This is a genomic window from Acerihabitans sp. TG2, from assembly GCF_035013185.1.
GTDB lineage: Bacteria > Pseudomonadota > Gammaproteobacteria > Enterobacterales > Enterobacteriaceae > Acerihabitans.
Map to the genome: position 1 here is coordinate 111373 of NZ_JAYGJO010000010.1, position 19690 is coordinate 131062.

Sequence of the window (19690 nt, forward strand, 5' to 3'; positions counted from 1 at the left end):
TCCGCCATCAACAACAGCGGAATATAAAGCAAGCCTAAGATTGGTTTATCGCTGGGGGCTTTATAAAAAGGGTGATGCCATGCGGCAAACACAACATTTTTGTAATAAAAGTTACTAGACAACTCGTTATAATTGTTAACGATATTAAGTATAAGCCTGCATTTGAGTTTAGACAATAGTTAAGACTGCAATGTATTTTGTGATATAACTTAATGATTTCCATGCTGAACTATTGCGTGTTGGGAACAAAAGCCAAATGACAATACCGCGTATCAGCTGTGCCATATTAGCCGCGATTCGTTCGCTAATGACACGGCGCCCGGTGAGAATGATGGCGCCGGTGGGTGGGGTGTAGAGGTAACGTTAGGAGAGGCAAGGGCCATCGGCAACCGAGCGCCGTTCAATCAGTTGAGGATGGACTTCGATGCATTTAGCATCTTCTCTTTTACTGATAATGCGATCGAGTAGCATGGTCAGCGCAGCTTCTCCCAGTTCCTGTTTTGGCTGATGGATAGTGGTCAGTGCGGGAGAAAAAAAGCACGAATTGCGCACATTATCATAACCGATAATCGAGATATCGTCCGGTACGCTTAAGCCTAGTTCATTGATGGCGCACAAGGCGCCCATCGCCATGATATCTCCACCACAAAATACGGCGGTGGGGCGTTGTGCTTGCGCCAGGATCTGTTTCATCGCGCGGTAACCCGATTCAGGTTCAAAATCACCTTGTACCACCCAGCGTGTCTCAACAGGTATTCCGGCTTGTTCCATCGCATGGAGATAACCACGGTGACGCCCGCCGCCAGTATTGCGCGCCAATTGTCCGGGTATGGCGCCAATGGCGCGATGCCCGCGTTTGAGTAAATATTGGGTTGCCAAGTATCCACCGGCGAAGGCGTTATCAATGATGGTATCGGTAAAATCGCGACGCGCTTCGCCCCAATCCATTACCACCATAGGAATATGACGGTACTCTTCGAGCATATCCAACAGTGCTTCGGGATATTCGGCGCACATCACCAATAAACCGTCGATGCGTTTTTGCGCCAGCATAGCCAAATAGGCACGCTGTTTATCCAGATCGTTATGTGAGTTGCATAAAATCAGTGTATATCCTTGAGCGAAACACTGGTGCTCTATTGCCTCGATGATTTCGGCAAAGTAGGGCGCTTCGCTGGTACTGGCCAAGAGGCCAATGGATTTGGTGCGGTTGACCTTCAAACTTCGCGCCACAGCGCTCGGGGAGTAATGCAGGTATTTTATCGCGTCCAACACGGCAATTTTTGTTTCCTCCGCGACGAAACGGGTTTTATTAATGACGTGTGAGACGGTGGTCGTCGATACGTTAGCGCGTTTCGCCACATCTTTGATGGTTGCCATGCTTTAAATACTCCTAAACGCCCTGAATGAATGACTGTCGAAGGCGCAAGCACTTTACGACACAATAAGAAAGAACCGGTAATTTTCCTTGATTCGGCGACAAAGTGAAAGTGTTAAATGTTGCGCATGGCTGTGAAGCGACAAGCATTTCAATCATAAATGTGCCAGAATCGCGTTAGGCAGACATCTGCCATCGACTGGCAGCGCCGCTCGCAGATCATGCGTGATAACGCTATTGCGTCATTATCTGCCGGACGCCGCGGCTGATAGGCCAGCAACATGTTAAGGAGCCATTATGAACAGCGATTTCAAAATATCATTAGCGACCACAATATTTTCACTTTTTGTTATTATGGCGTTCAGCTTTACTGCCGTCATGAACTGACTCTATGTGCAAATAAAAAAGGAGCCATGGCTCCTTTTTTCAACGCTATAGTGGTTTGTCCCTCGCCTCTTCCCTTTTCCAAATGCCTTGACTGCGCGCGTCACTCCCATCATTTATAGTAATGCAATCGAGCCTTAACGGATCGTTTTGGGGGTCACTACGCGCCGCGCGCCAACATAGTGATCCTGCCAATAGTCTTCGTTTAAGTAGCTGATGCGAATGTCGCTTCCGGTGCGCGGCGACTGGATAAACTTCCCATTGCCCAAATAAACACCAACATGATCCGCGGCACCACGATTGGAAATATGGAAAAATACTAAATCCCCGCTCTCCAGTTCATCTTTTTTAACCGGTGCGGCATCTCGCAAATGAAACATTTCATTGGCGGTGCGGGGCATGTGTATCCGTACTACATCTTTATAGGCGTAATAGATGAGCCCACTGCAGTCAAAACCTGTGGTTGGGGACTTTCCACCCCAGTGATAGGGTTTTCCCATCTGGGACAGCAATTTATTCATCGCGGTAAGTTTGGCGTGCTGGTACCGTCTTTTATGGCTGTCGCTCATTTTTATCGGCTGGTTTGAGATGAGCTCAGTCTTCGCCTGATGTTTGATTCGGTGCCGGCCATAGCCTACTTTATAGCCCTTTTTCGGTTTAGTGATTTTGGCTATTTTCTTAGTGTCCGACGGCACAATGATTTTTTTTGTATGTATTTTAGCCGATCCGTGCAGGTTTTCGTTTTTGGTCTTGTGCAGATCAATTTTTTTGACTCGGGCCTTCGATATGCTGATTTTTTGTACGCTGATTTTTTCAGTAGCGGGGAGTTTATTTTTCTTGGCGATCTTGACCGGTTTTCGTTTGCGCCTGTCACTGGCTTTGGCCGCAGTCGACTGGGATTTTCGTTGGTCCGCATTGACCCCCGCATTGGGCGCGGCATGAGCCAAATTGAAGAACAACTGGGTAAAAAGCAACACAAAAAGCGTAAAGCATAAACGCATGAGAAACGCTATCCTTATGTGGCCCAATGGAAGGGGGTTAACAACGTCTCACAGGAATTTAATCTATTTAATCCGTTAATGCATCTGTAATTGTCTCCTTATTGTGTATAAACGTGAATAAACTCGAATTTGTCGCTTTTAACAGCACTGTACGCCCGAAATTTCATCGATTCCTGATTGGGAACCCTGGTGCTTAAAGCCCAATTTGTATTTGGTACCAGCAACAAAAACGCTAAAATCACTGTTTAACGTTGGGCAAAACACGTTAACTGAGCGTTAATGTTGTTACGAAAGTGCTAGCAGGGTAAAAAAGATTTATCTTCGTGCCCGGTAATCGTTAGAATGTAATCTGCCAAAAGTAAATAAGCCGGTTACTGGCTTGAGGAAACGAGACAATGACGACAATTGAAAAGATTCAGCAGCAGATTGGCAAGAACCCGATTCTTCTCTATATGAAGGGGTCGCCAAAGTTCCCTGGCTGCGGTTTTTCCGCACAGGCAGTACAAGCACTTTCCGCCTGTGGCGAGCCATTCGCGTATGTCGATGTCTTGATAAATCCGGACATTCGCGCTGAACTGCCAAAATACGCCGATTGGCCTACCTTTCCTCAACTCTGGGTGGATGGTGAGCTCGTGGGCGGCTGCGATATTATTATTGAAATGTACCAACATGGCGAACTGCAACCGCTAATCAAAGAGACTGCGCTGAAATACAGTACCCAATCTGAACCGCAGGTACCGCCTGCCAGTTGATAGCATAGGGTGCACCCGTCATCTTTCACGCTGCAGGGGTGTTGGCTAAGTGCGTTCACCCGAATCACTTACTCAAGTAAGCTCATCGGGTTCTCTTACTTGCCGCCTACCTGCAACGCGAAATCTATAGGGTGCCGTGTCATCTTTCACGCTGCAGGGGTGTTGGCTAAGTGCGTTCACCCGAATCACTTACTCAAGTAAGCTCATCGGGTTCTCTTACTTGCCGCCTACCTGCAACGCGAAATCCATAGGGTGCACCCGTCATCTTTCACGCTGCAGGGGTGTTGGCTAAGTGCGTTCACCCGAATCACTTACTCAAGTAAGCTCATCGGGTTCTCTTACTTGCCGCCTACCTGCAACGCGAAATCTATAGGGTGCCGTGTCATCTTTCACGCTGCAGGGGTGTTGGCGCCTGCAGCGTGAACCTTCATTGTGGGGTGTCGGTGGTTTCTGAGTCCACAGGGGCTAACGGCCAGCCACCTAGCCGTTTCCAGCGATTGACCAGTTCACAAAACAGCTCGGAAGTTCTCTGTGTATCGTATAGCGCAGAATGCGCCTGGCTTGCGTCAAATTCTATTCCTCCGGTCAAACAGGCTTTGGCCAATACGGTCTGACCGAGCACAAGCCCGCTAAGCGCGGCGGTGTCAAAAGTGGCGAATGGATGGAAGGGATTGCGTTTTAACCCCGCCCGTCCCGCTGCCGCCATTAAAAAACCATGATCGAACCCGGCGTTGTGGGCGACGATGATTGCCCGATTACAACCGCGATCTTTAATACCCTTGCGTACCATTTTAAAAATTTCGTGCAGTGCCTCATATTCGCTCACCGCGCCGCGCAGGGGATTGCTGGGATCAATACCGTTGAAGGCCAAGGCTTCAGGTTGCAGAAGTGAACCAGGGAACGGCTCTACGTGGAAATGTAAACACTGATCGGGGATCAGCCATCCCTGATCATCCATATTTACTGTTACGGCGGCAATTTCAAGCAGGGCATCGGTGTTGGCGTTAAAGCCGGCGGATTCAATATCGATTACCACCGGATAAAAACCGCGAAAACGTCCGCGAAGGGTATTTACATCATCAATTTCAGCCATGCCAGCTCTTACTATTCAGGAAAATAGGTCGCATTATGGCAAATTTTGACGCGGGATGCATGGCCTCAATAAGCCGTTTAACCGTCGTGCTAGCGTTACGGGGCATGCCGACGCCCCCCGAACATCAATCACACGCCTGTCGGGCGTGCCCCAGCACATGTGGGAGGCGTGCCATTAAACTTAAGCGCCGAGGCCTTTGCCGGCATGACGTTGCTCGATCAGCTCAATTTTGTAGCCATCGGGATCTTGGATAAAAGCAATAATCGTGCTGCCGCCTTTCACCGGACCAGCTTCGCGCGTCACCAACCCACCGGCTGAACGAATACGATCGCAAGTTGCGGTGACATCGTCTACCCCAAGCGCCACATGGCCATAGGCGCTGCCCAGATCATAATGGTCGACGCCCCAGTTATATGTCAGTTCAATGACCGCACCGTCGGTTTCCTCGGTATAACCGACAAAAGCCAGCGTATATTTATACTCGGTATTTTCACTGGTGCGCAACAAGCGCATTCCCAATATTTTAGTATAAAAATCAATAGATCGCTGCAAATCAGTCACGCGCAGCATGGTGTGAAGTAAGCGCATATGTTCCCCTGGTTTATTCGGCAGCGGGTATAACCCGTCACCATGAAGTACGGCAGTAAATTGTCAGTACTGTCAGTATAGCCGAGTAAAATGACCAGACTCAATGATACCGAGTCGTCTGGACCGCCGAATTGGGAGAACGTGGATGGCTATCGGCTGATCTTTGCACAAAAAAAATTGCCAGCAGACGAAATAACGCCTTCAATTAGCTTAAGTGAGTGGGAGGAGGCATGCCTGAGCAACTTGAATTTTTTGATATCACCAGCCCTTGTCGTGGCATTTGTCAAGTGGATGCACGGGGCTATTGCCGTGGATGCCTGCGTTCCCGACAGGAAAGATTTGGTTGGAGTAACATGAGTGATGGTCAAAAACGCGAGGTACTGCGACTGTGTCGTCAGCGCTATCTGCGCGCGATTCGACACGCTGATGCAGTGAATAATGACCTTGAAGGCCCACATCAACCCTCCTTATTTTAAGTCATCCTTCGCGACAGCGTACCGTCCTGTAACTCGACATCTATTGGGTAACACGTGGTGTCTTTGATGTTTTCTGAGTTGATAGAAGTCGGGGCTAATGTCGACGGATCATATGCATTAGACGGTGGCATTAATTATGAAATAGATGGATTCATAAATATATATTATAATTATATATTTTTTTGCACTTTTTGCTTTGATGGCAGCAGGGTGCTCAGGTACTCATTTAGCAAGATCATATTTATTAAGCCATACATTATATCTGAAATAAATTGATTCACAATTATATGTTATGATTACATTATTGGATCTAATACATGACATTATGGTATTTGTTATGTCTTCATTTAACTTAAACTCGCAATAAATCAAGATGAATGGCAATAATAGTGTTACAGTAATGAATAATCCGCTTTGTATAAGATCTCAATAGTTGTCAATGCCGAGCAAAAGGCATGTGGAACGGGTTATATGACGTTTGCAAAACCTGCATTATAACAAGCGGAAGACTCAGTGAATGAAGGGCCGATGCATTCTCCAGGGCGGGCACCTGGTTAAGAACAGTGGGCTCTTCGGTCATGTCCATTATTGCAAAGGAATAACATGCCCATAACTTCAATATCATCTTAACTGTCACCTTACTCATATATATATATTTGTAATTTGCCATTCCACCCATTAGAATGGATGGGAATCCAGGGAACAAGCTTAATCAGCTTTATTATAAGGAGAGAGAAGTGGAATCGCCATTAGGATCTGATTTGGCGCGACTTGTTCGTGTTTGGCGCGCACTGATTGACCATCGTTTAAAACCGTTAGAACTGACACAAACGCATTGGATAACGCTGCATAACATTTGCCAGCTACCGCCTGAGCAATCCCAGATTCAATTGGCGAAAGCGATTGGCATCGAGCAACCCTCATTGGTTCGAACACTTGACCAGCTTGAAGAGAAAAAACTTATCACGCGTCACACCTGCGCGAACGATCGGCGGGCTAAACGCATAAAATTGACGGAGTCAGCTGAGCCAATCATAAAAGAAGTAAACCACGTTATAAATAGTACTCGGGATGAAATCCTGACGGGCATATCAGAACAGGAAACGCAATTCTTGAGTAATATGATTGCCAGGCTGGAGAAAAACATCCTGGAACTTTACAATAAATCCTGATAGACACGCTGTATTAAAATAACGTTTAATAAAACAACCGGCTGACGATGCCGGTTGTTATTTTTTTTATTGCAAGCCTGATTCGGCTAAATGGCCTTTGACCGGCCATGATATTCAGCGCGGCGAGACGGTTACAGTACGCCCGTTGGTAGCAATGGCTACGCGTTGACCTACGCTATAACGTGTCTGGCCCTGCTTTTGCACGACCATGATGGTGCTGCCATCGTCTTTATGCACTTCAAGCTCAACGCCTTGGCTGCGGTTGGCCGCTCCTTCAATTCCCTGGCCAGCTACACCACCAGCCACTGCGCCTGCAGCGGTGGCCAGGCTGCGACCGGTTCCGGCACCAATAGTATTACCAAGGAATCCCCCCAATACTGCACCGCCCAATGCACCGATGACATTGGAGTCATCGCCGCCTTGTATCTGTACCGGTCGGACTCCCACCAGAGTACCGTAGCTCACGCTCTGAACCTGCTTGGCTTCAGAGGCTGAATAAACATCGCCAGATAAGCCGCTGTTATTAGCACAACCCACCAGTGTCAAACCTGCCAGGGTGACTACGAGCAAACTTTTTTTCATTGAAAACTCCTTTTGAATGCCGTCCGTCAAGGAATACCCAGACAGAACAAATACAAATATCGCTGTGAGCCGCAAGATACGCCAAGGTTAGGTAAAATCCTCCTCAGTCTATCGTAGCTGAAAATAGGGTTATAACCCTAAACTGCGATTCAACAGCCACTAATTTTGTATTATAACAATAATTTCGACGCTAAGCTTAGGGTGTACCAGTGAGTTTATTGTAACAACTATTAAAAAATAGGCGATTATTCATAGCCTCAAGGTAAAAACCTGTTTAACGTAGCTACCACGGCAGCGAACGAGACGCTGCGAAAAAGGACAGTCTTATGAGATCGGGACGTTATATAGGCGTGATGTCGGGCACGAGCCTTGATGGGGTGGATGTTGTGCTTGCCGCCATTGATGAGCATACGGTGGCGCAGCAGTTCAGCTATTGCCATCCCATTCCCGGCGAGATCAAGCAGCAAATTCTAAACATGTGCCAAGGGCAGCAGGTGACGCTGTCACAAATAGGCCAACTTGATTGCCGGCTTGGTATTTTATTTGCTCAGGCAGTACAAGCGATGTTGCGTGCCGCAGCTATCGATCCACGGGAAGTGACGGCCATAGGTAACCATGGACAAACGGTCTGGCATGAGCCACAAGGGGAGGCGCCATGTACCCTGCAAATAGGTGATAACAACCGCATCGCCGCGATGACGGGCATCACTACTGTGGGCGATTTTCGTCGCCGTGATATGGCGTTTGGCGGCCAGGGCGCACCACTGGTGCCCGGGTTTCATCACGCCTTGTTAGGACATCCCGCGGAGAGGCGCATGGTGCTCAATATTGGCGGTATTGCCAATCTATCGTTACTGCTGCCAGGCCAGCCGGTGCGTGGTTATGACACCGGGCCCGGAAATATGCTGATGGATGCATGGGTTTGGCGCAACTTAGGGCTGCCGTATGATAAGGATGCTGCCTGGGCCTGCGGTGGTACTGTTCATCATGCCTTGTTACAGCAAATGCTATCCGATGAGTATTTTTCCAAACCGACCCCGAAAAGCACCGGTCGCGAATATTTCAATCTTGGCTGGCTTGAATATCAGCTGACGCATTTTGTGCCGATCGCTCCTCGGAATGTGCAGGCCACGCTGGCGGAGTTAACCGCAATAAGCATAGCGGAACAGGTCATGCTCTGCGGCGGAGGGGAGCGCTTGATGGTTTGCGGCGGCGGGGCGCGCAATCCTTTGCTTATGGCCAGGTTATCGGCATTGTTGCCGGGTATGGAGGTGGGCTCCACCGATAAGTATGGCGTCAGTGGCGATGATATGGAGGCATTGGCCTTTGCCTGGCTGGCGAGCAGAACGTTATCCGGCTTGCCGGGAAATCTGCCATCAGTGACCGGCGCCAGCAAAGAGACGCTGCTGGGCGCCATTTATCCGGTATAACAGAAGGGATACAATATGATTATGCGCTGTATTTGTTTCGCCTGTTTATTCATGCTCACCGCCTGTGGCCAGTTTGGTCGCCAACCGCCGTCGGTGAAGACACTTCATTATCAATGCGGCACGCTGCCGCTAACGGTGCGCCAGTCCTTACAGCCGCCACAGGTGTCCTTTATCCTGGATGGACAACAATTAACCCTACATCAGCAGGTTTCAGCGTCAGGGGTGCGCTATAGCGACGGCCATTACACTTTCTGGTCAAAGGGGAATAATGCTTTTATTGAACGTGAAGGAAAAATTATCATAAATGATTGTATTATCGCTGGTTGAATGGGATTTTATTGAGATTTTCAACCACCTGGCGCACAATAAAACCATGGTTAGGCTCTGAATATCACTATGACTCAACAACAACTCGATATTGCGGACCTGCGGCGCGAATATACCCGCGGCGGGTTACGGCGTGCGGATTTGACGGCGGATCCTTTGGATCTGTTCGAACGCTGGCTAAAACAGGCTTGCGAAGCTAAGCTCGCCGATCCCACGGCAATGTGCGTGGCCACGGTGGACGAACATGGGCAGCCCTATCAACGGATGGTGTTGCTCAAGCATTACGATGCCCGCGGCATGGTATTTTACACCAATCTGGGTAGCCGAAAGGCTGGCCATTTATCGAATAATCCCAGAATAAGCCTACATTTTCCCTGGCATGCTTTAGAGCGTCAGGTCATGATGCTGGGGCGCGCCGAGCGCTTGCCTCCCCTCGATGTGATAAAATATTTTCACAGCCGCCCAAAGGACTCTCAGATTGGCGCCTGGGTTTCGCACCAGTCCAGCCGCATTTCCGCCCGCGGTATTCTGGAGGGGAAATTTCTTGAGATGAAACAGAAATTTCAGCAAGGTGAAGTACCTTTACCCAGTTTTTGGGGAGGATATCGCGTATTTATTGATACAATGGAGTTTTGGCAGGGTGGCGAGCATCGATTGCACGACCGGTTTATTTACCAGCGTCAAGATGCGGGCTGGACAATAGATCGTCTGGCTCCATAGCGTCGTGCCATAACATATTTTTGCCACACCCGCTCCGGTGGCGGGGGGTTAATTTCCCGGTGTTTAAGCACCGATACTGATAGCAATAATGGAGTTTTTGATGGCAAGCAGTAACCTGATTCAACAATTGCAAGAGCGGGGTCTTATTGCCCAGGTAACCGACGTGGCAGCGCTTACCGAGCGTTTGGCCCAGGGTCCGCTGTCGCTTTATTGCGGTTTTGATCCCACCGCCGATAGCTTGCACTTGGGGCATTTGGTGCCGCTGCTGTGTCTGAAACGTTTCCAATTGGCAGGGCACCGCCCGGTAGCTTTGGTTGGCGGTGCCACCGGTCTTATTGGCGATCCTAGCTTTAAGGCGGCAGAACGCAAGCTCAATACTGAGGATACGGTACAGGAGTGGGTGGATAAAATCCGCCGCCAAGTCTCGCCATTCCTTGATTTTGATTGCGGCGAAAACAGCGCAGTGGCCGCCAATAACTACGATTGGTTCGGCAATATGAATGTGTTGACCTTTTTGCGGGACATTGGCAAACACTTCTCAGTGAATCAGATGATTAACAAAGAAGCGGTTAAACAGCGGCTTAACCGTGATGACAGCGGCATTTCGTTTACCGAATTTGCCTATAACCTGTTGCAAGGCTACGACTTTGCCGCCTTGAACCAACTGCATGGGGTTGAATTGCAAATTGGCGGATCCGATCAATGGGGTAATATCACCTCTGGTATCGATTTGACCCGTCGTATGCACCAAAAACAGGTTTATGGTTTGACTGTGCCATTGATTACCAAATCCGACGGCACTAAATTTGGCAAAACTGAGGGGGGCGCCGTTTGGTTGGATCCAGCCAAAACCAGTCCTTATAAGTTTTACCAATTCTGGATTAATACTTCCGATGCGGATGTGTATCGCTTCCTGAAGTTTTTTACCTTTTTGTCCACGGCGGAAATCGATGGGTTGGAGCAGGAAGACCGCAACAACGGCGGTGCGCCACGCGCGCAATACGTACTGGCGGAGAATGTGACCCGTCTGGTACATGGCGACGTCGGGCTCGCGGCGGCAGTCAGGATCACCCAAAGCTTATTTTCCGGACAACTTCGGGATTTGACCGCGGACGATCTGGCCCAGTTGGCCCAGGATGGCATGCCGACGATTTCCCTCGATGCGGGCGCTGATTTGCAACAAGCGCTGGTTGATGCAGGGCTGGTACCTTCTCGTGGTCAGGCGAGGACCATGATTGGCTCGAACGCTATTGCGGTAAATGGCGAGAAACAATCCTCCGCAGACTATATTTTCAACGACGGAGATCGTTTGTTCGAGCGTTACACCCTGCTACGTCGTGGTAAGAAAAACTATTGTCTGATTTGCTGGAAGTAATTTTGCACTATTACGAAAGGCCGCCGGCCTTTCGCTATTTTATTGTTGCGGCCGCCAGGCCAAGGGTGTTAAGGCAATCTTGATGAAGAATATTCTGTCTATTCAATCCCACGTGGTTTTTGGTCATGCGGGCAACAGTGCGGCGGTTTTTCCTATGCAGCGCATGGGCGTTAACGTATGGCCGCTCAATACCGTGCAGTTTTCCAACCATACCCAATATGGTCACTGGACCGGTTGCGTGATGCCTGCCGCCCATTTAACCGAAATCATAACCGGCATTGACGCCGTGGGGCAGTTGAAAAACTGTGATGCGGTGCTAAGCGGTTATATCGGCGCACCTGAGCAAGGCGAGCATATCCTGGAGATTGTGCGTCAGGTAAAAGCGGCAAATCCGAACGCGTGGTATTTTCTCGATCCCGTCATGGGCCATCCAGAAAAAGGGTGTTTTGTGGCGCCGGGTGTGGCGGAGTTTCATTGTAAGCGCGGGTTGCCTAATGCGGATATTATTGCGCCCAATCTGCTTGAGCTCGAACAACTGAGCGGCCACACGGTTAAATCCGTTGATGAAGCTATTGCCGCTGCCCGCGAACTGTGTTGCCAGGGACCAAAATTAGTCTTAATCAAGTTCCTCAGCTATGCCGGATATGACCGTAACAGTTTTGAAATGCTATTGGTCACCCAGGATCAGGCTTGGCATACCAGCCGTCCGTTGGTTGATTTTGGCGATCGGCAACCGGTGGGGGTGGGCGATTTGACCAGCGGGCTATTGTTAGTGGACCTCCTTAAGGGACTCACTCCGGTCAATGCGCTAGAACATGTCACAGCCGCAGTGTATGAAGTGATGAAACTGACCAAGGAGATGGGCGAATATGAGCTGCAGGTGGTGGCAGCCCAGGATCAGATTGCCCTGCCGCAGCATCATTTCCCGGCAAAAGAAATAAAATAAGCCTATACCCAACGGCTTTCACCCTGCAGCTAACACATTGCACGGTGAAAGATCACGGCAACGGCTAGCGAGGCGCTTACGTTTATTCCTCTGCCGCTAGCGCCGCGATCACCGCCGGACGGGTGGCGATCCGTTTTTTATACAGCGCAATCGCAGGTGTAGACGCCAAATCAAACGCCAGCGCGTCAATCCAGGTCAGCATGGTAAACAGATAAGCGTCAGCGACACTAAAACGCGTCCCCAGCAAAAAATCCTGATCTGCTAATTCTCGCTCCAAATACAGCAACTTGTTTTCAATCTCATCGCGCAGCACCGTTTTATAGTTTGCCGGCGTATCGGCTTCCATAAGCGGGCCCAGGCTTTGATGCAATTCGCTAGAAATATAATTGAGCCATTCAAGGGCCTGATAGCGCGACAAGGTATTTGGCGCGGGAATAAGGTGCCTATCCGGTACCTGATCGGCAAGATATTGTACAATAGCCACCACTTCGGTGAGCACCGTGCCATCATCGAGCAGCATTGCCGGCACCTGTCCTTTGGGATTGATGCGCAGGTAATCTTCGCCATGCTCGGTTTTTTGGCCGGTCAAATCTACTTTTTCGATGGTGAAGTCCAGTCCCGCCTCACGCAGGATAATATGTGCACTCAGCGAACTGGCCCCAGGCTTATAGAACAGTTTCATGTAGCACTCCTTCGCGCAACGCGAGTTATCTAAAATATAGACAGAGCAGGTACCTGAATAAGTCAGGATACGATTAACGTTACGGCCATAACCGTGATGTTGATACTATTCGAGGTTTTTTTCCCGGTATTCACACAGATCCTCAATCAGACAAGAACCGCAGCGAGGTTTGCGGGCAATGCAGGTGTAACGTCCGTGCAAGATCAGCCAATGATGACAATCTTGCGCAAACTCGGCGGGGACGACTCGCAACAGTTTTTGTTCCACCGCCTCGACATTTTTGCCGGTGGCGAACTGAGTACGATTACACACCCGGAATATATGCGTATCTACCGCAATGGTCGGCCAGCCAAATGCGGTATTGAGCACCACGTTAGCTGTTTTGCGGCCAACGCCGGGTAGTGCCTCTAGTGCGGTCCGGTCCTCCGGCACCTGACCTTGGTGTTGTTCAAGCAGCATGCGGCAGGTTTTAACGATATTTTCGGCTTTGCTGTTGAACAGTCCAATGGATTTTATGTAGTTTTTGATGCCATCGACACCCAGTGTTAGCAGTGCGGCCGGGGTATTGGCAACCGGAAACAGTTTTGTTGTGGCCTTGTTGACGCTGACATCGGTGGCTTGAGCCGAGAGCAATACCGCGATTAACAACTCAAACGGCGTGCTATAGACCAGTTCGGTAGTGGGGTGTGGGTTGTTTTCGCGCAGCCGGTCTAGAATAGCCAACCGAATGATTTTATTCATGATGTTATGTTCGCTTGTGCAGGGTAACCAACGCTGAATCGGCTAACCGTTGGCGCCGTAATGTCATCCGTTGATCAATAAAATATTTGCCGGCCAGCATAAAACCAAGACCGATAAACGCACCCGGTGGCAGCATGGCCAGCAGAAATGGTGCATCCAAATGGAATATTTCAATGCGCAATACGCTGGCCCAATGGCCTAATAACCGATCTGCACCATCAAACAGTGTGCCGTTGCCGAGGATTTCACGCCCGGCACCCAGTACCACTAAAGCACTGGTCGAACCTAACCCCATGGAAAACCCATCCAGTACTGACAGCGCCACCGGATGGCTTGATGCATAGGCTTCTGCACGGCCGATAACGATGCAGTTGGTGACGATTAACGGGATAAATATACCTAGTGATTGATACAGGCCAAAGGCATAAGCGTTGATCAACATCTGTACTGACGATACCACCGATGCGATGATCATCACATAGATGGGAATGCGTATTTCCGTTGGTACCCAGCGCCGAAGCGCGGAGACCGCACCATTGGTACACACCAACACCAGCGTGGTGGCCAACCCAAGTCCCAAGGCGTTGGTGATGGTATTGGAAACGGCCAGCAGGGGGCATAACCCTAGTAACTGTACTAATGAGGAGTTATTGGCCCACAGTCCCTGGCGGAGTAATCGTTTGGCTTCACTCATGATGGTGTTCTCCGCATTGGGGCAGGTGGTCGATATCCTTGGGGAGGTTTTTCAGATAAACCACCGTGCGTTTTACCCGGTTTACCACGGCACGCGGCGTAATGGTCGCTCCGGTGAACTGATCAAACTGCCCGCCATCTTTTTTGACCGCCCAGGTTGCATCGTGGTCTGAAGCGACGTGTTTGCCTGCAAAATGGGTGATCCAATCCGAGACGCGCAGATCTATTTTGTCACCGAGTCCTGGCGTTTCGTGGTGTTCGGTAACCCGAGTACCCAACACATTACCGTCAAAGTCCGCGCCAACCAATAGCTGAATGGACCCGGAATATCCATCGGGCGCAGTGGATTCGACGGCGGCGGCCACGGGTTGGCCGTGCCGGCGTGCCAGATAGAGACGATGCGCAGTGCCGTTGCCTAATGCGGTATCGGTCACCCAATAACACTCTTTAAGCATATCATTATCATGCAGCGCTGGCGGAATGACCTGATCGATTAATTGGCGTTGTTGCGATACAGCCTGTTGATGAATGGTGGGTTCAGTTAGCGCATTAACGGTGGCGGTTAACGCCGTGCACAGCGCAGCGAAAACCGCCAGGGTAACACCGTGTTTTCGCATGTTGGTCAACATGGTTTACTCCTTAGCGGTGGCCATAGGCACGCGGCTGGGTATAATAATCAATCAGGGGCACACAAATATTAGCCAATAAAATCGCAAAAGCCATGCCTTCGGGATATCCGCCAAAGGTTCGAATCAGCCACACCAGCAGGCCGACCAGGGTGCCGAAAATCAATCGACCTCTGATTGTGGTGGCGGAGGTAACCGGATCGGTGGCAATGAAAAATGCACCCAGCATGGTGGCACCGGATAAAAGATGTAACGCAGGGGAAGCGCATTGCTGTGGATCCCATAACCAGCCAAGGTAAGCACATATCCCCAGCGTCAACAGTAGGCTGGCCGGGATATGCCAACTGATGATACGTCGACGGATCAGATAAAGTCCTCCCGCCAGAAAACCCAGATTGACCCATTGCCATGCTTTTCCTGCAGGCAAACCGCTAAATATCGACGGGTCTAGCAGCGATAACGCATGGTGCCCTTCACGCAAATGGGTCTTAACCGCATCCAGGGGGGTGGCCTGGGTCATCCCATCGAAACCGGCCCTTAACTGGTGCAGATCCATCCCACCCTGAGTGTGTCCGAAAATAATCATGCTCAGGGTATCCATCATTGAGGTGACGGGGGCATGCTGACCCACTTCAGGTAACCAACTGGTCATTTGCACGGGGAAGGATATCAATACCACGACATAGCCGACCATTGCGGGATTAAACGGATTTTGCCCCAGCCCGCCATACAGTTGTTTGGCGATAACAATGGCAAATAATGTCGCGACCACCACCACCCACCAAGGCGCCATTGGCGGTATGCTTAATCCCAGCAATACCGCAGTAAGCAATGCGGAATTATCGCGCAGCGCCTGAGCGATTGATCGGTCGCGCAACCGCTGCAGTGCGGCTTCAGACAGTAGGGCCGTCAACGAGGCCAGCACGATTTGAATCAGTGTACCGTAGCCAAAAAAATAGCTTAAGGCAATCAATCCCGGCAGGCAGGCCATCATCACCTGCAGCATAATTCGGCGGGTATTTTGCTGATGGTGCGTGAAGGGGGAACTTGCAATTCTAAAAGCCATTTATTCCTCTTGGGTCACGGTAGCCGCAGCGGTTTTACGCGCTTTAACTCTGGCAATAGCGGCGGCCACCGCTGCTTTGCGCGGATCATCATCAACGGGGACAGACGTTGCTGCCGTCGGCGTTGCGGGTTGATGTTTCGGTGCTGATACGGTTAACGCTACGTTGTCACTTTTTTTATTCACTGCAACTGCAGATTTGCTGGACGCCGACGTGGTGACGGTCTGATCAACGGGTACCGCCGCCTGTCGGTGACGAGCCTCGCGTGCCAGTTTTTCACGTTCGCGTCTGGCCTGTTTGGCTTCGAACCGCGCCTTAGCCTGCACGGCGCGTTCCTCCGCCAGATCAATAGTGCGGATTTCGGCTTTTTCCTGGCGATAATAATGCACCAACGGAATATTGCTTGGACACACGTAAGCGCAGGCACCGCATTCAATGCAATCCGCGAGATTATGCGCTCGGGCCTTGTCATGCTCTTTTCCCCGGCTATACCAGTATAATTGCTGCGGCAATAAGCCCGCAGGGCAGGCGTCGGCACAGAGCCCACAACGAATACAGGATTGCTCAGGCTGGGGAACGCCGGTTTCTGTCGGCGATGGCGCCATAATACAGTTACTGATCTTGACCACCGGCACATCTAGCGCCGGCAGTGTGAAGCCCATCAGCGGGCCACCCATAATCACCAATTGCTCAGAACCTGGGTGAAAACCGGCATGGTGGAGCAGGTGGCTTACCGGGGTTCCTAGACGTGCCCAGACATTTCCGGGGTGTTCCAACGCGCCGCCGGTAAGTGTTACCACCCTTTCAGTGAGCGCTTCTCCGTCAATGACCGCACGCTTGATGGCATACAGGGTGCCAACATTAAGCATCACAACGCCTATAGCGGCGGAATGCTTCCCGCTTGGTATTTCTTGCCCGGTAAGGATCTGGGTCAGTTGTTTAGCGCCGCCCGACGGGTATTTAGTGGGGATCACCCTGAGTTGATAACCCGCCTGTGGAACCATGGCCTGGCGTAGGGCCGCTGCCGCCGCGGGTTTATTATCCTCGATACCGATCAGCACCCGCTGAGGTTGCAGTAGATGCACCAGCACGTCTATGCCAGTGATAATATCCTGCGCGTGCTCGCGCATTAACCGATCGTCGGCGGTGATGTAAGGCTCGCATTCAGCCGCGTTGACGATCAGGGTTTTCACCGTGCCTATCCCGTCCTGCAGTTTGGCTGCAGTGGGAAAACCCGCGCCACCCAACCCGGCAATGCCGCTTTGATGGATAAACTCCAGTAGATCGGTGGCGTCGCGCTGGCGATAATCGGTCGGTGGGGAGCGGGGATACCAACGATCGTCGCCGTCTGGTCGCAGCACAATACTCAACTCGGCCAGTGCTGATGGATGAGCAGTTATATGGGGGGTAATGGCTTCGATCAGGCCCGACGTAGGCGCATGCACCGGTAGGGTGCGTCCGTACCCGGTGGTGAGGGGTTGTCCGCGCAGAACCCGATCGCCGACGGTTACACACAGCTCTCCTTGTGGCCCCAGATGCTGTTTGAGCGGAATGTACAATTTTGGCGGCAGAGGAATATGTCGCAGCGGTTGTTCACTGGACTGACTTTTCATTTCAGCAGGATGAATGCCGCCGTTAAAATCCCAAAGACGATCTTTACGCCCGGTGGTGAAAAAATTAAACATGGTGTTCAACCTCAATCACCCGTACGGGGATGGCATCGAGGTCCCATTTCCAGCTCGCGGTGGAAACCGCGACCGGCCGCATTTCGATGCAGTTGGTCGGGCAAGGGGCGACACACAGATCGCAGCCGGTGCATAAATCGCTCACCACCGTATGCACCGCGCGGGTTGCGCCAATAATGGCATCAACCGGACAGGCCTGGATGCATTTGGTACACCCAATGCAGTTTCCCTCATCGATCCAGGCGACCTTGGCGAGCGGATGGGCGAGGGCGGTGTCTCCTTCAATCGGTTGTGGATCAATATTCAGTAACCCGGCGATCTTGAGCATCGTCTGCTCACCCCCCGGTGCACATTTATTGATTTTTTCGCCGTCAGCCACCGCCTGAGCGTAAGGCTTGCATCCTGGATACCCACACTGACCACATTGACTTTGCGGCAGTAATGTATCGACCTGGCTTGCCAGCGGATCATCCTCAACGTTAAAACGGCGGGCGGCGAATCCCAATAACGCGCCGCAGAGCAATGCCAATGCACTCAGCGCGCCGATGGCCAACCATAACGACAACATTAAAATTTCACCAGCCCGGTAAAGCCCATAAAGGACAGCGACATCAGCCCGGCGGTCACCAATGCAATGGCAGAACCTTTAAATGGCGCGGGCACATCAGCCACCGTCAGGCGTTCGCGAATGGCGGCAAACAACACCATCACCAAGGAAAATCCCACCGCGGCACTGAATCCATAGACAGCTGACTGAAGAAAATTATGATTGAGATTGACGTTGAGCAACGCCACGCCAAGCACCGCGCAATTCGTGGTGATCAGCGGTAAAAAAATGCCCAGTAGACGATAGAGCACCGGGCTGGTCTTACGTACCACCAGTTCGGTGAATTGCACCACTACCGCGATGATGAAAATAAATGACAGGGTGCGTAGATAAAGCAAATCAAGCGGTTGTAAAATAAAATCATTGATTAACCACGAGAATACCGATGCCAGCGTCAACACGAACGTGGTGGCCATGCCCATACCTATTGCTGTTTCCAGTCGTTTGGACACACCCATAAAAGGGCAAAGCCCGAGAAATTTGACCAGAACAAAATTATTCACCAGCACCGTGCTGACAAACAGTAACAGGTAACCATTCATTGCCGTACCTAATTCAATTGCGTAGAGAAACCATAAGGTTATTATGGATAATGCATCACTCGGGCAAACCCGGCATCAGGGTAGGATAAACGTATTTTTGACCCGGCGCGAACGTTTAATATAGGGTACCAGTCCGGCGGCGGCCAGCAGCGACCAAAATAACACCCGCAAAGCCAGGTCGTCAGTCACCGGTGAAAACGCAAAGGTTTTTAGGGCTATTAGTACCCCGACTAATAACCAGATGATGAAAATTTTTGGAAAACGCCGCGAACGCCGTAGCAGTAAGCGCAGTGTCCAGAAGGTGAAAGCCCACATCGCCACGAGGGTAACGAGGGAAGCGGACCATTGGATGAGCAGCGTATGTGCTGGTAGTGTGCTGGAGGAATGATTGACGAGTTCCAGCAAAAACACCACCGCCGTCAGACTGGCGCTCAACAGTGTAAGAATCAGGTAGCTTACCGGCAGCCAAAGCCAGCCGCCAATGCACGGTATTCCTTTTGGGCACATGCGAAGGTCAGTCAAATCACATACCGCCACACTGATTTTGGAACCTGTCCCAGATTGAATAAGCGCCCGCCCGAGACTAATTCTGCCCGGCGATGATCTGCCGCCCGATACATATTAATCATATCGGCGCTGTCGCCCAGGCTGTAGTTTACATGGTTGAACAGCTTTTCCAGGCTTTCAGGGGTATTCACGCGGCGAAACGTCATAAGATAATCTTGCGCAGTCATCGTTAGGCATTCAAGGAAAAAGATATTTGCAAAGTAGTATATTCAGCGCCGCTGTGGTGTCTATAGCCAGCACTGTAAAAAAAGAAAAAAGA

24 protein-coding genes are annotated in these 19690 nt (G+C 50.7%); 9 read left to right on the forward strand and 15 right to left on the reverse strand.

Annotated elements, in window-relative coordinates; all coding sequences use genetic code 11:
- Nucleotides 1-363: 363 nt before the first annotated feature.
- Nucleotides 364-1380 carry an HTH-type transcriptional repressor PurR gene (gene purR, locus SJI19_RS11245; RefSeq protein ID WP_323478345.1) on the reverse strand — a complete coding sequence of 339 codons (1017 nt, stop codon included), beginning with the start codon at nt 1378-1380 and terminating at the stop codon, nt 364-366.
- Between the two features lie 295 nt (nt 1381-1675).
- On the opposite strand from purR, the gene SJI19_RS24850 reads away from it, so the two are divergent.
- Nucleotides 1676-1765: a YnhF family membrane protein gene (locus SJI19_RS24850; protein ID WP_416347532.1), complete on the forward strand. Its 90-nt coding sequence runs from the start codon at nt 1676-1678 to the stop codon at nt 1763-1765.
- 134 nt (nt 1766-1899) lie between these two features.
- On the opposite strand, the gene SJI19_RS11250 is transcribed toward SJI19_RS24850, so the two are convergent.
- Nucleotides 1900-2763: a C40 family peptidase gene (locus SJI19_RS11250; protein ID WP_323478346.1), complete on the reverse strand. Its 864-nt coding sequence runs from the start codon at nt 2761-2763 to the stop codon at nt 1900-1902.
- Nucleotides 2764-3158: 395 nt separating this feature from the next.
- On the opposite strand from SJI19_RS11250, the gene SJI19_RS11255 reads away from it, so the two are divergent.
- Nucleotides 3159-3515: a Grx4 family monothiol glutaredoxin gene (locus SJI19_RS11255; protein WP_323478347.1), complete on the forward strand. Its 357-nt coding sequence runs from the start codon at nt 3159-3161 to the stop codon at nt 3513-3515.
- 427 nt (nt 3516-3942) lie between these two features.
- Here SJI19_RS11255 and rnt read toward each other — a convergent pair whose 3' ends face one another.
- Together rnt and gloA are read right to left on the reverse strand one after the other, a co-directional pair.
- Nucleotides 3943-4608: a ribonuclease T gene (rnt, locus tag SJI19_RS11260; protein ID WP_323478348.1), complete on the reverse strand. Its 666-nt coding sequence runs from the start codon at nt 4606-4608 to the stop codon at nt 3943-3945.
- Between the two features lie 180 nt (nt 4609-4788).
- The gene (gene gloA / locus SJI19_RS11265) at nt 4789-5196 is read right to left on the reverse strand and encodes a lactoylglutathione lyase (protein WP_323478349.1); all 408 of its coding nucleotides are present in this window, start codon (nt 5194-5196) and stop codon (nt 4789-4791) included.
- A gap of 230 nt (nt 5197-5426) precedes the next feature.
- On the opposite strand from gloA, the gene SJI19_RS11270 reads away from it, so the two are divergent.
- A complete protein-coding gene (locus SJI19_RS11270) occupies nt 5427-5672 on the forward strand; it encodes a DUF1289 domain-containing protein (protein WP_323478350.1) in 246 nt (81 codons plus the stop codon).
- 737 nt (nt 5673-6409) lie between these two features.
- On the forward strand, nt 6410-6844 hold the full coding sequence (gene slyA / locus SJI19_RS11275) for a transcriptional regulator SlyA (RefSeq protein WP_323478351.1): 435 nt from the start codon (nt 6410-6412) through the stop codon (nt 6842-6844).
- Nucleotides 6845-6958: 114 nt separating this feature from the next.
- On the opposite strand, the gene SJI19_RS11280 is transcribed toward slyA, so the two are convergent.
- Complete coding sequence (locus SJI19_RS11280) at nt 6959-7426, reverse strand: glycine zipper 2TM domain-containing protein (RefSeq protein ID WP_323478352.1); 468 nt, start codon at nt 7424-7426, stop codon at nt 6959-6961.
- A 326-nt stretch (nt 7427-7752) separates the two neighbouring features.
- Here SJI19_RS11280 and anmK point away from each other — a divergent pair, with 326 nt between their 5' ends.
- The 5 genes from anmK (at nt 7753) to pdxY (ending at nt 12224) form a co-directional block, all read left to right on the forward strand.
- Nucleotides 7753-8856, forward strand: a complete 1104-nt coding sequence (anmK, locus tag SJI19_RS11285) for an anhydro-N-acetylmuramic acid kinase (RefSeq protein ID WP_323478353.1) — start codon at nt 7753-7755, stop codon at nt 8854-8856.
- Nucleotides 8857-8907: 51 nt separating this feature from the next.
- Nucleotides 8908-9183 carry an MliC family protein gene (locus SJI19_RS11290; RefSeq protein WP_323478396.1) on the forward strand — a complete coding sequence of 92 codons (276 nt, stop codon included), beginning with the start codon at nt 8908-8910 and terminating at the stop codon, nt 9181-9183.
- A 69-nt stretch (nt 9184-9252) separates the two neighbouring features.
- Nucleotides 9253-9903, forward strand: coding sequence for a pyridoxamine 5'-phosphate oxidase (gene pdxH, locus SJI19_RS11295; protein WP_323478354.1), 651 nt, complete (start codon nt 9253-9255; stop codon nt 9901-9903).
- A 100-nt stretch (nt 9904-10003) separates the two neighbouring features.
- Complete coding sequence (gene tyrS, locus SJI19_RS11300; RefSeq protein WP_323478355.1) at nt 10004-11278, forward strand: tyrosine--tRNA ligase; 1275 nt, start codon at nt 10004-10006, stop codon at nt 11276-11278.
- 82 nt (nt 11279-11360) lie between these two features.
- Nucleotides 11361-12224 carry a pyridoxal kinase PdxY gene (gene pdxY, locus SJI19_RS11305; protein WP_323478356.1) on the forward strand — a complete coding sequence of 288 codons (864 nt, stop codon included), beginning with the start codon at nt 11361-11363 and terminating at the stop codon, nt 12222-12224.
- A gap of 82 nt (nt 12225-12306) precedes the next feature.
- Here the strand turns inward: pdxY and gstA are convergent, their stop codons facing one another.
- The 10 genes from gstA to ydgT form a co-directional block, all read right to left on the reverse strand.
- Entirely contained in the window at nt 12307-12906 is a 600-nt protein-coding gene (gstA, locus tag SJI19_RS11310; protein ID WP_323478357.1) for a glutathione transferase GstA, read from the reverse strand.
- Between the two features lie 105 nt (nt 12907-13011).
- Nucleotides 13012-13647 (reverse strand): endonuclease III, encoded by a 636-nt coding sequence (nth, locus tag SJI19_RS11315; protein WP_323478358.1) that lies wholly within the window; start codon nt 13645-13647, stop codon nt 13012-13014.
- Nucleotides 13648-13651: 4 nt separating this feature from the next.
- Nucleotides 13652-14341, reverse strand: coding sequence for an electron transport complex subunit E (locus tag SJI19_RS11320; RefSeq protein ID WP_323478359.1), 690 nt, complete (start codon nt 14339-14341; stop codon nt 13652-13654).
- The gene (rsxG, locus tag SJI19_RS11325) at nt 14334-14969 is read right to left on the reverse strand and encodes an electron transport complex subunit RsxG (protein WP_323478360.1); all 636 of its coding nucleotides are present in this window, start codon (nt 14967-14969) and stop codon (nt 14334-14336) included. Before rsxG ends, SJI19_RS11320 begins: the two co-directional genes overlap by 8 nt.
- A gap of 10 nt (nt 14970-14979) precedes the next feature.
- Nucleotides 14980-16032 carry an electron transport complex subunit RsxD gene (gene rsxD / locus SJI19_RS11330; RefSeq protein ID WP_323478361.1) on the reverse strand — a complete coding sequence of 351 codons (1053 nt, stop codon included), beginning with the start codon at nt 16030-16032 and terminating at the stop codon, nt 14980-14982.
- The gene (gene rsxC / locus SJI19_RS11335; protein ID WP_323478362.1) at nt 16033-17715 is read right to left on the reverse strand and encodes an electron transport complex subunit RsxC; all 1683 of its coding nucleotides are present in this window, start codon (nt 17713-17715) and stop codon (nt 16033-16035) included.
- Nucleotides 17708-18283, reverse strand: coding sequence for an electron transport complex subunit RsxB (gene rsxB / locus SJI19_RS11340; RefSeq protein WP_323478363.1), 576 nt, complete (start codon nt 18281-18283; stop codon nt 17708-17710). The genes rsxC and rsxB overlap by 8 nt, the downstream gene beginning before the upstream one ends.
- A complete protein-coding gene (gene rsxA / locus SJI19_RS11345; RefSeq protein WP_323478364.1) occupies nt 18283-18864 on the reverse strand; it encodes an electron transport complex subunit RsxA in 582 nt (193 codons plus the stop codon). Before rsxA ends, rsxB begins: the two co-directional genes overlap by 1 nt.
- Before the next feature lie 75 nt (nt 18865-18939).
- A complete protein-coding gene (locus SJI19_RS11350) occupies nt 18940-19371 on the reverse strand; it encodes a DUF2569 domain-containing protein (RefSeq protein WP_323478397.1) in 432 nt (143 codons plus the stop codon).
- Nucleotides 19372-19382: 11 nt separating this feature from the next.
- Nucleotides 19383-19598 carry a transcription modulator YdgT gene (gene ydgT, locus SJI19_RS11355; RefSeq protein ID WP_323478365.1) on the reverse strand — a complete coding sequence of 72 codons (216 nt, stop codon included), beginning with the start codon at nt 19596-19598 and terminating at the stop codon, nt 19383-19385.
- Between the last annotated feature and the right edge of the window lie 92 nt (nt 19599-19690).

Bases quoted from the DNA above. Each gene is read 5' to 3' on its own strand.
- purR (WP_323478345.1), bottom strand. From the start codon at position 1,380: ATGGCAACCATCAAAGATGTGGCGAAACGCGCTAACGTATCGACGACC.
- SJI19_RS24850 (WP_416347532.1), top strand. From the start codon at position 1,676: ATGAACAGCGATTTCAAAATATCATTAGCGACCACAATATTTTCACTT.
- SJI19_RS11250 (WP_323478346.1), bottom strand. From the start codon at position 2,763: ATGCGTTTATGCTTTACGCTTTTTGTGTTGCTTTTTACCCAGTTGTTC.
- SJI19_RS11255 (WP_323478347.1), top strand. From the start codon at position 3,159: ATGACGACAATTGAAAAGATTCAGCAGCAGATTGGCAAGAACCCGATT.
- rnt (WP_323478348.1), bottom strand. From the start codon at position 4,608: ATGGCTGAAATTGATGATGTAAATACCCTTCGCGGACGTTTTCGCGGT.
- gloA (WP_323478349.1), bottom strand. From the start codon at position 5,196: ATGCGCTTACTTCACACCATGCTGCGCGTGACTGATTTGCAGCGATCT.
- SJI19_RS11270 (WP_323478350.1), top strand. From the start codon at position 5,427: ATGCCTGAGCAACTTGAATTTTTTGATATCACCAGCCCTTGTCGTGGC.
- SJI19_RS11280 (WP_323478352.1), bottom strand. From the start codon at position 7,426: ATGAAAAAAAGTTTGCTCGTAGTCACCCTGGCAGGTTTGACACTGGTG.
- anmK (WP_323478353.1), top strand. From the start codon at position 7,753: ATGAGATCGGGACGTTATATAGGCGTGATGTCGGGCACGAGCCTTGAT.
- SJI19_RS11290 (WP_323478396.1), top strand. From the start codon at position 8,908: ATGCTCACCGCCTGTGGCCAGTTTGGTCGCCAACCGCCGTCGGTGAAG.
- pdxH (WP_323478354.1), top strand. From the start codon at position 9,253: ATGACTCAACAACAACTCGATATTGCGGACCTGCGGCGCGAATATACC.
- tyrS (WP_323478355.1), top strand. From the start codon at position 10,004: ATGGCAAGCAGTAACCTGATTCAACAATTGCAAGAGCGGGGTCTTATT.
- pdxY (WP_323478356.1), top strand. From the start codon at position 11,361: ATGAAGAATATTCTGTCTATTCAATCCCACGTGGTTTTTGGTCATGCG.
- gstA (WP_323478357.1), bottom strand. From the start codon at position 12,906: ATGAAACTGTTCTATAAGCCTGGGGCCAGTTCGCTGAGTGCACATATT.
- nth (WP_323478358.1), bottom strand. From the start codon at position 13,647: ATGAATAAAATCATTCGGTTGGCTATTCTAGACCGGCTGCGCGAAAAC.
- SJI19_RS11320 (WP_323478359.1), bottom strand. From the start codon at position 14,341: ATGAGTGAAGCCAAACGATTACTCCGCCAGGGACTGTGGGCCAATAAC.
- rsxG (WP_323478360.1), bottom strand. From the start codon at position 14,969: ATGTTGACCAACATGCGAAAACACGGTGTTACCCTGGCGGTTTTCGCT.
- rsxD (WP_323478361.1), bottom strand. From the start codon at position 16,032: ATGGCTTTTAGAATTGCAAGTTCCCCCTTCACGCACCATCAGCAAAAT.
- rsxC (WP_323478362.1), bottom strand. From the start codon at position 17,715: ATGTTTAATTTTTTCACCACCGGGCGTAAAGATCGTCTTTGGGATTTT.
- rsxB (WP_323478363.1), bottom strand. From the start codon at position 18,283: ATGTTGTCGTTATGGTTGGCCATCGGCGCGCTGAGTGCATTGGCATTG.
- rsxA (WP_323478364.1), bottom strand. From the start codon at position 18,864: ATGAATGGTTACCTGTTACTGTTTGTCAGCACGGTGCTGGTGAATAAT.
- SJI19_RS11350 (WP_323478397.1), bottom strand. From the start codon at position 19,371: ATGTGCCCAAAAGGAATACCGTGCATTGGCGGCTGGCTTTGGCTGCCG.
- ydgT (WP_323478365.1), bottom strand. From the start codon at position 19,598: ATGACTGCGCAAGATTATCTTATGACGTTTCGCCGCGTGAATACCCCT.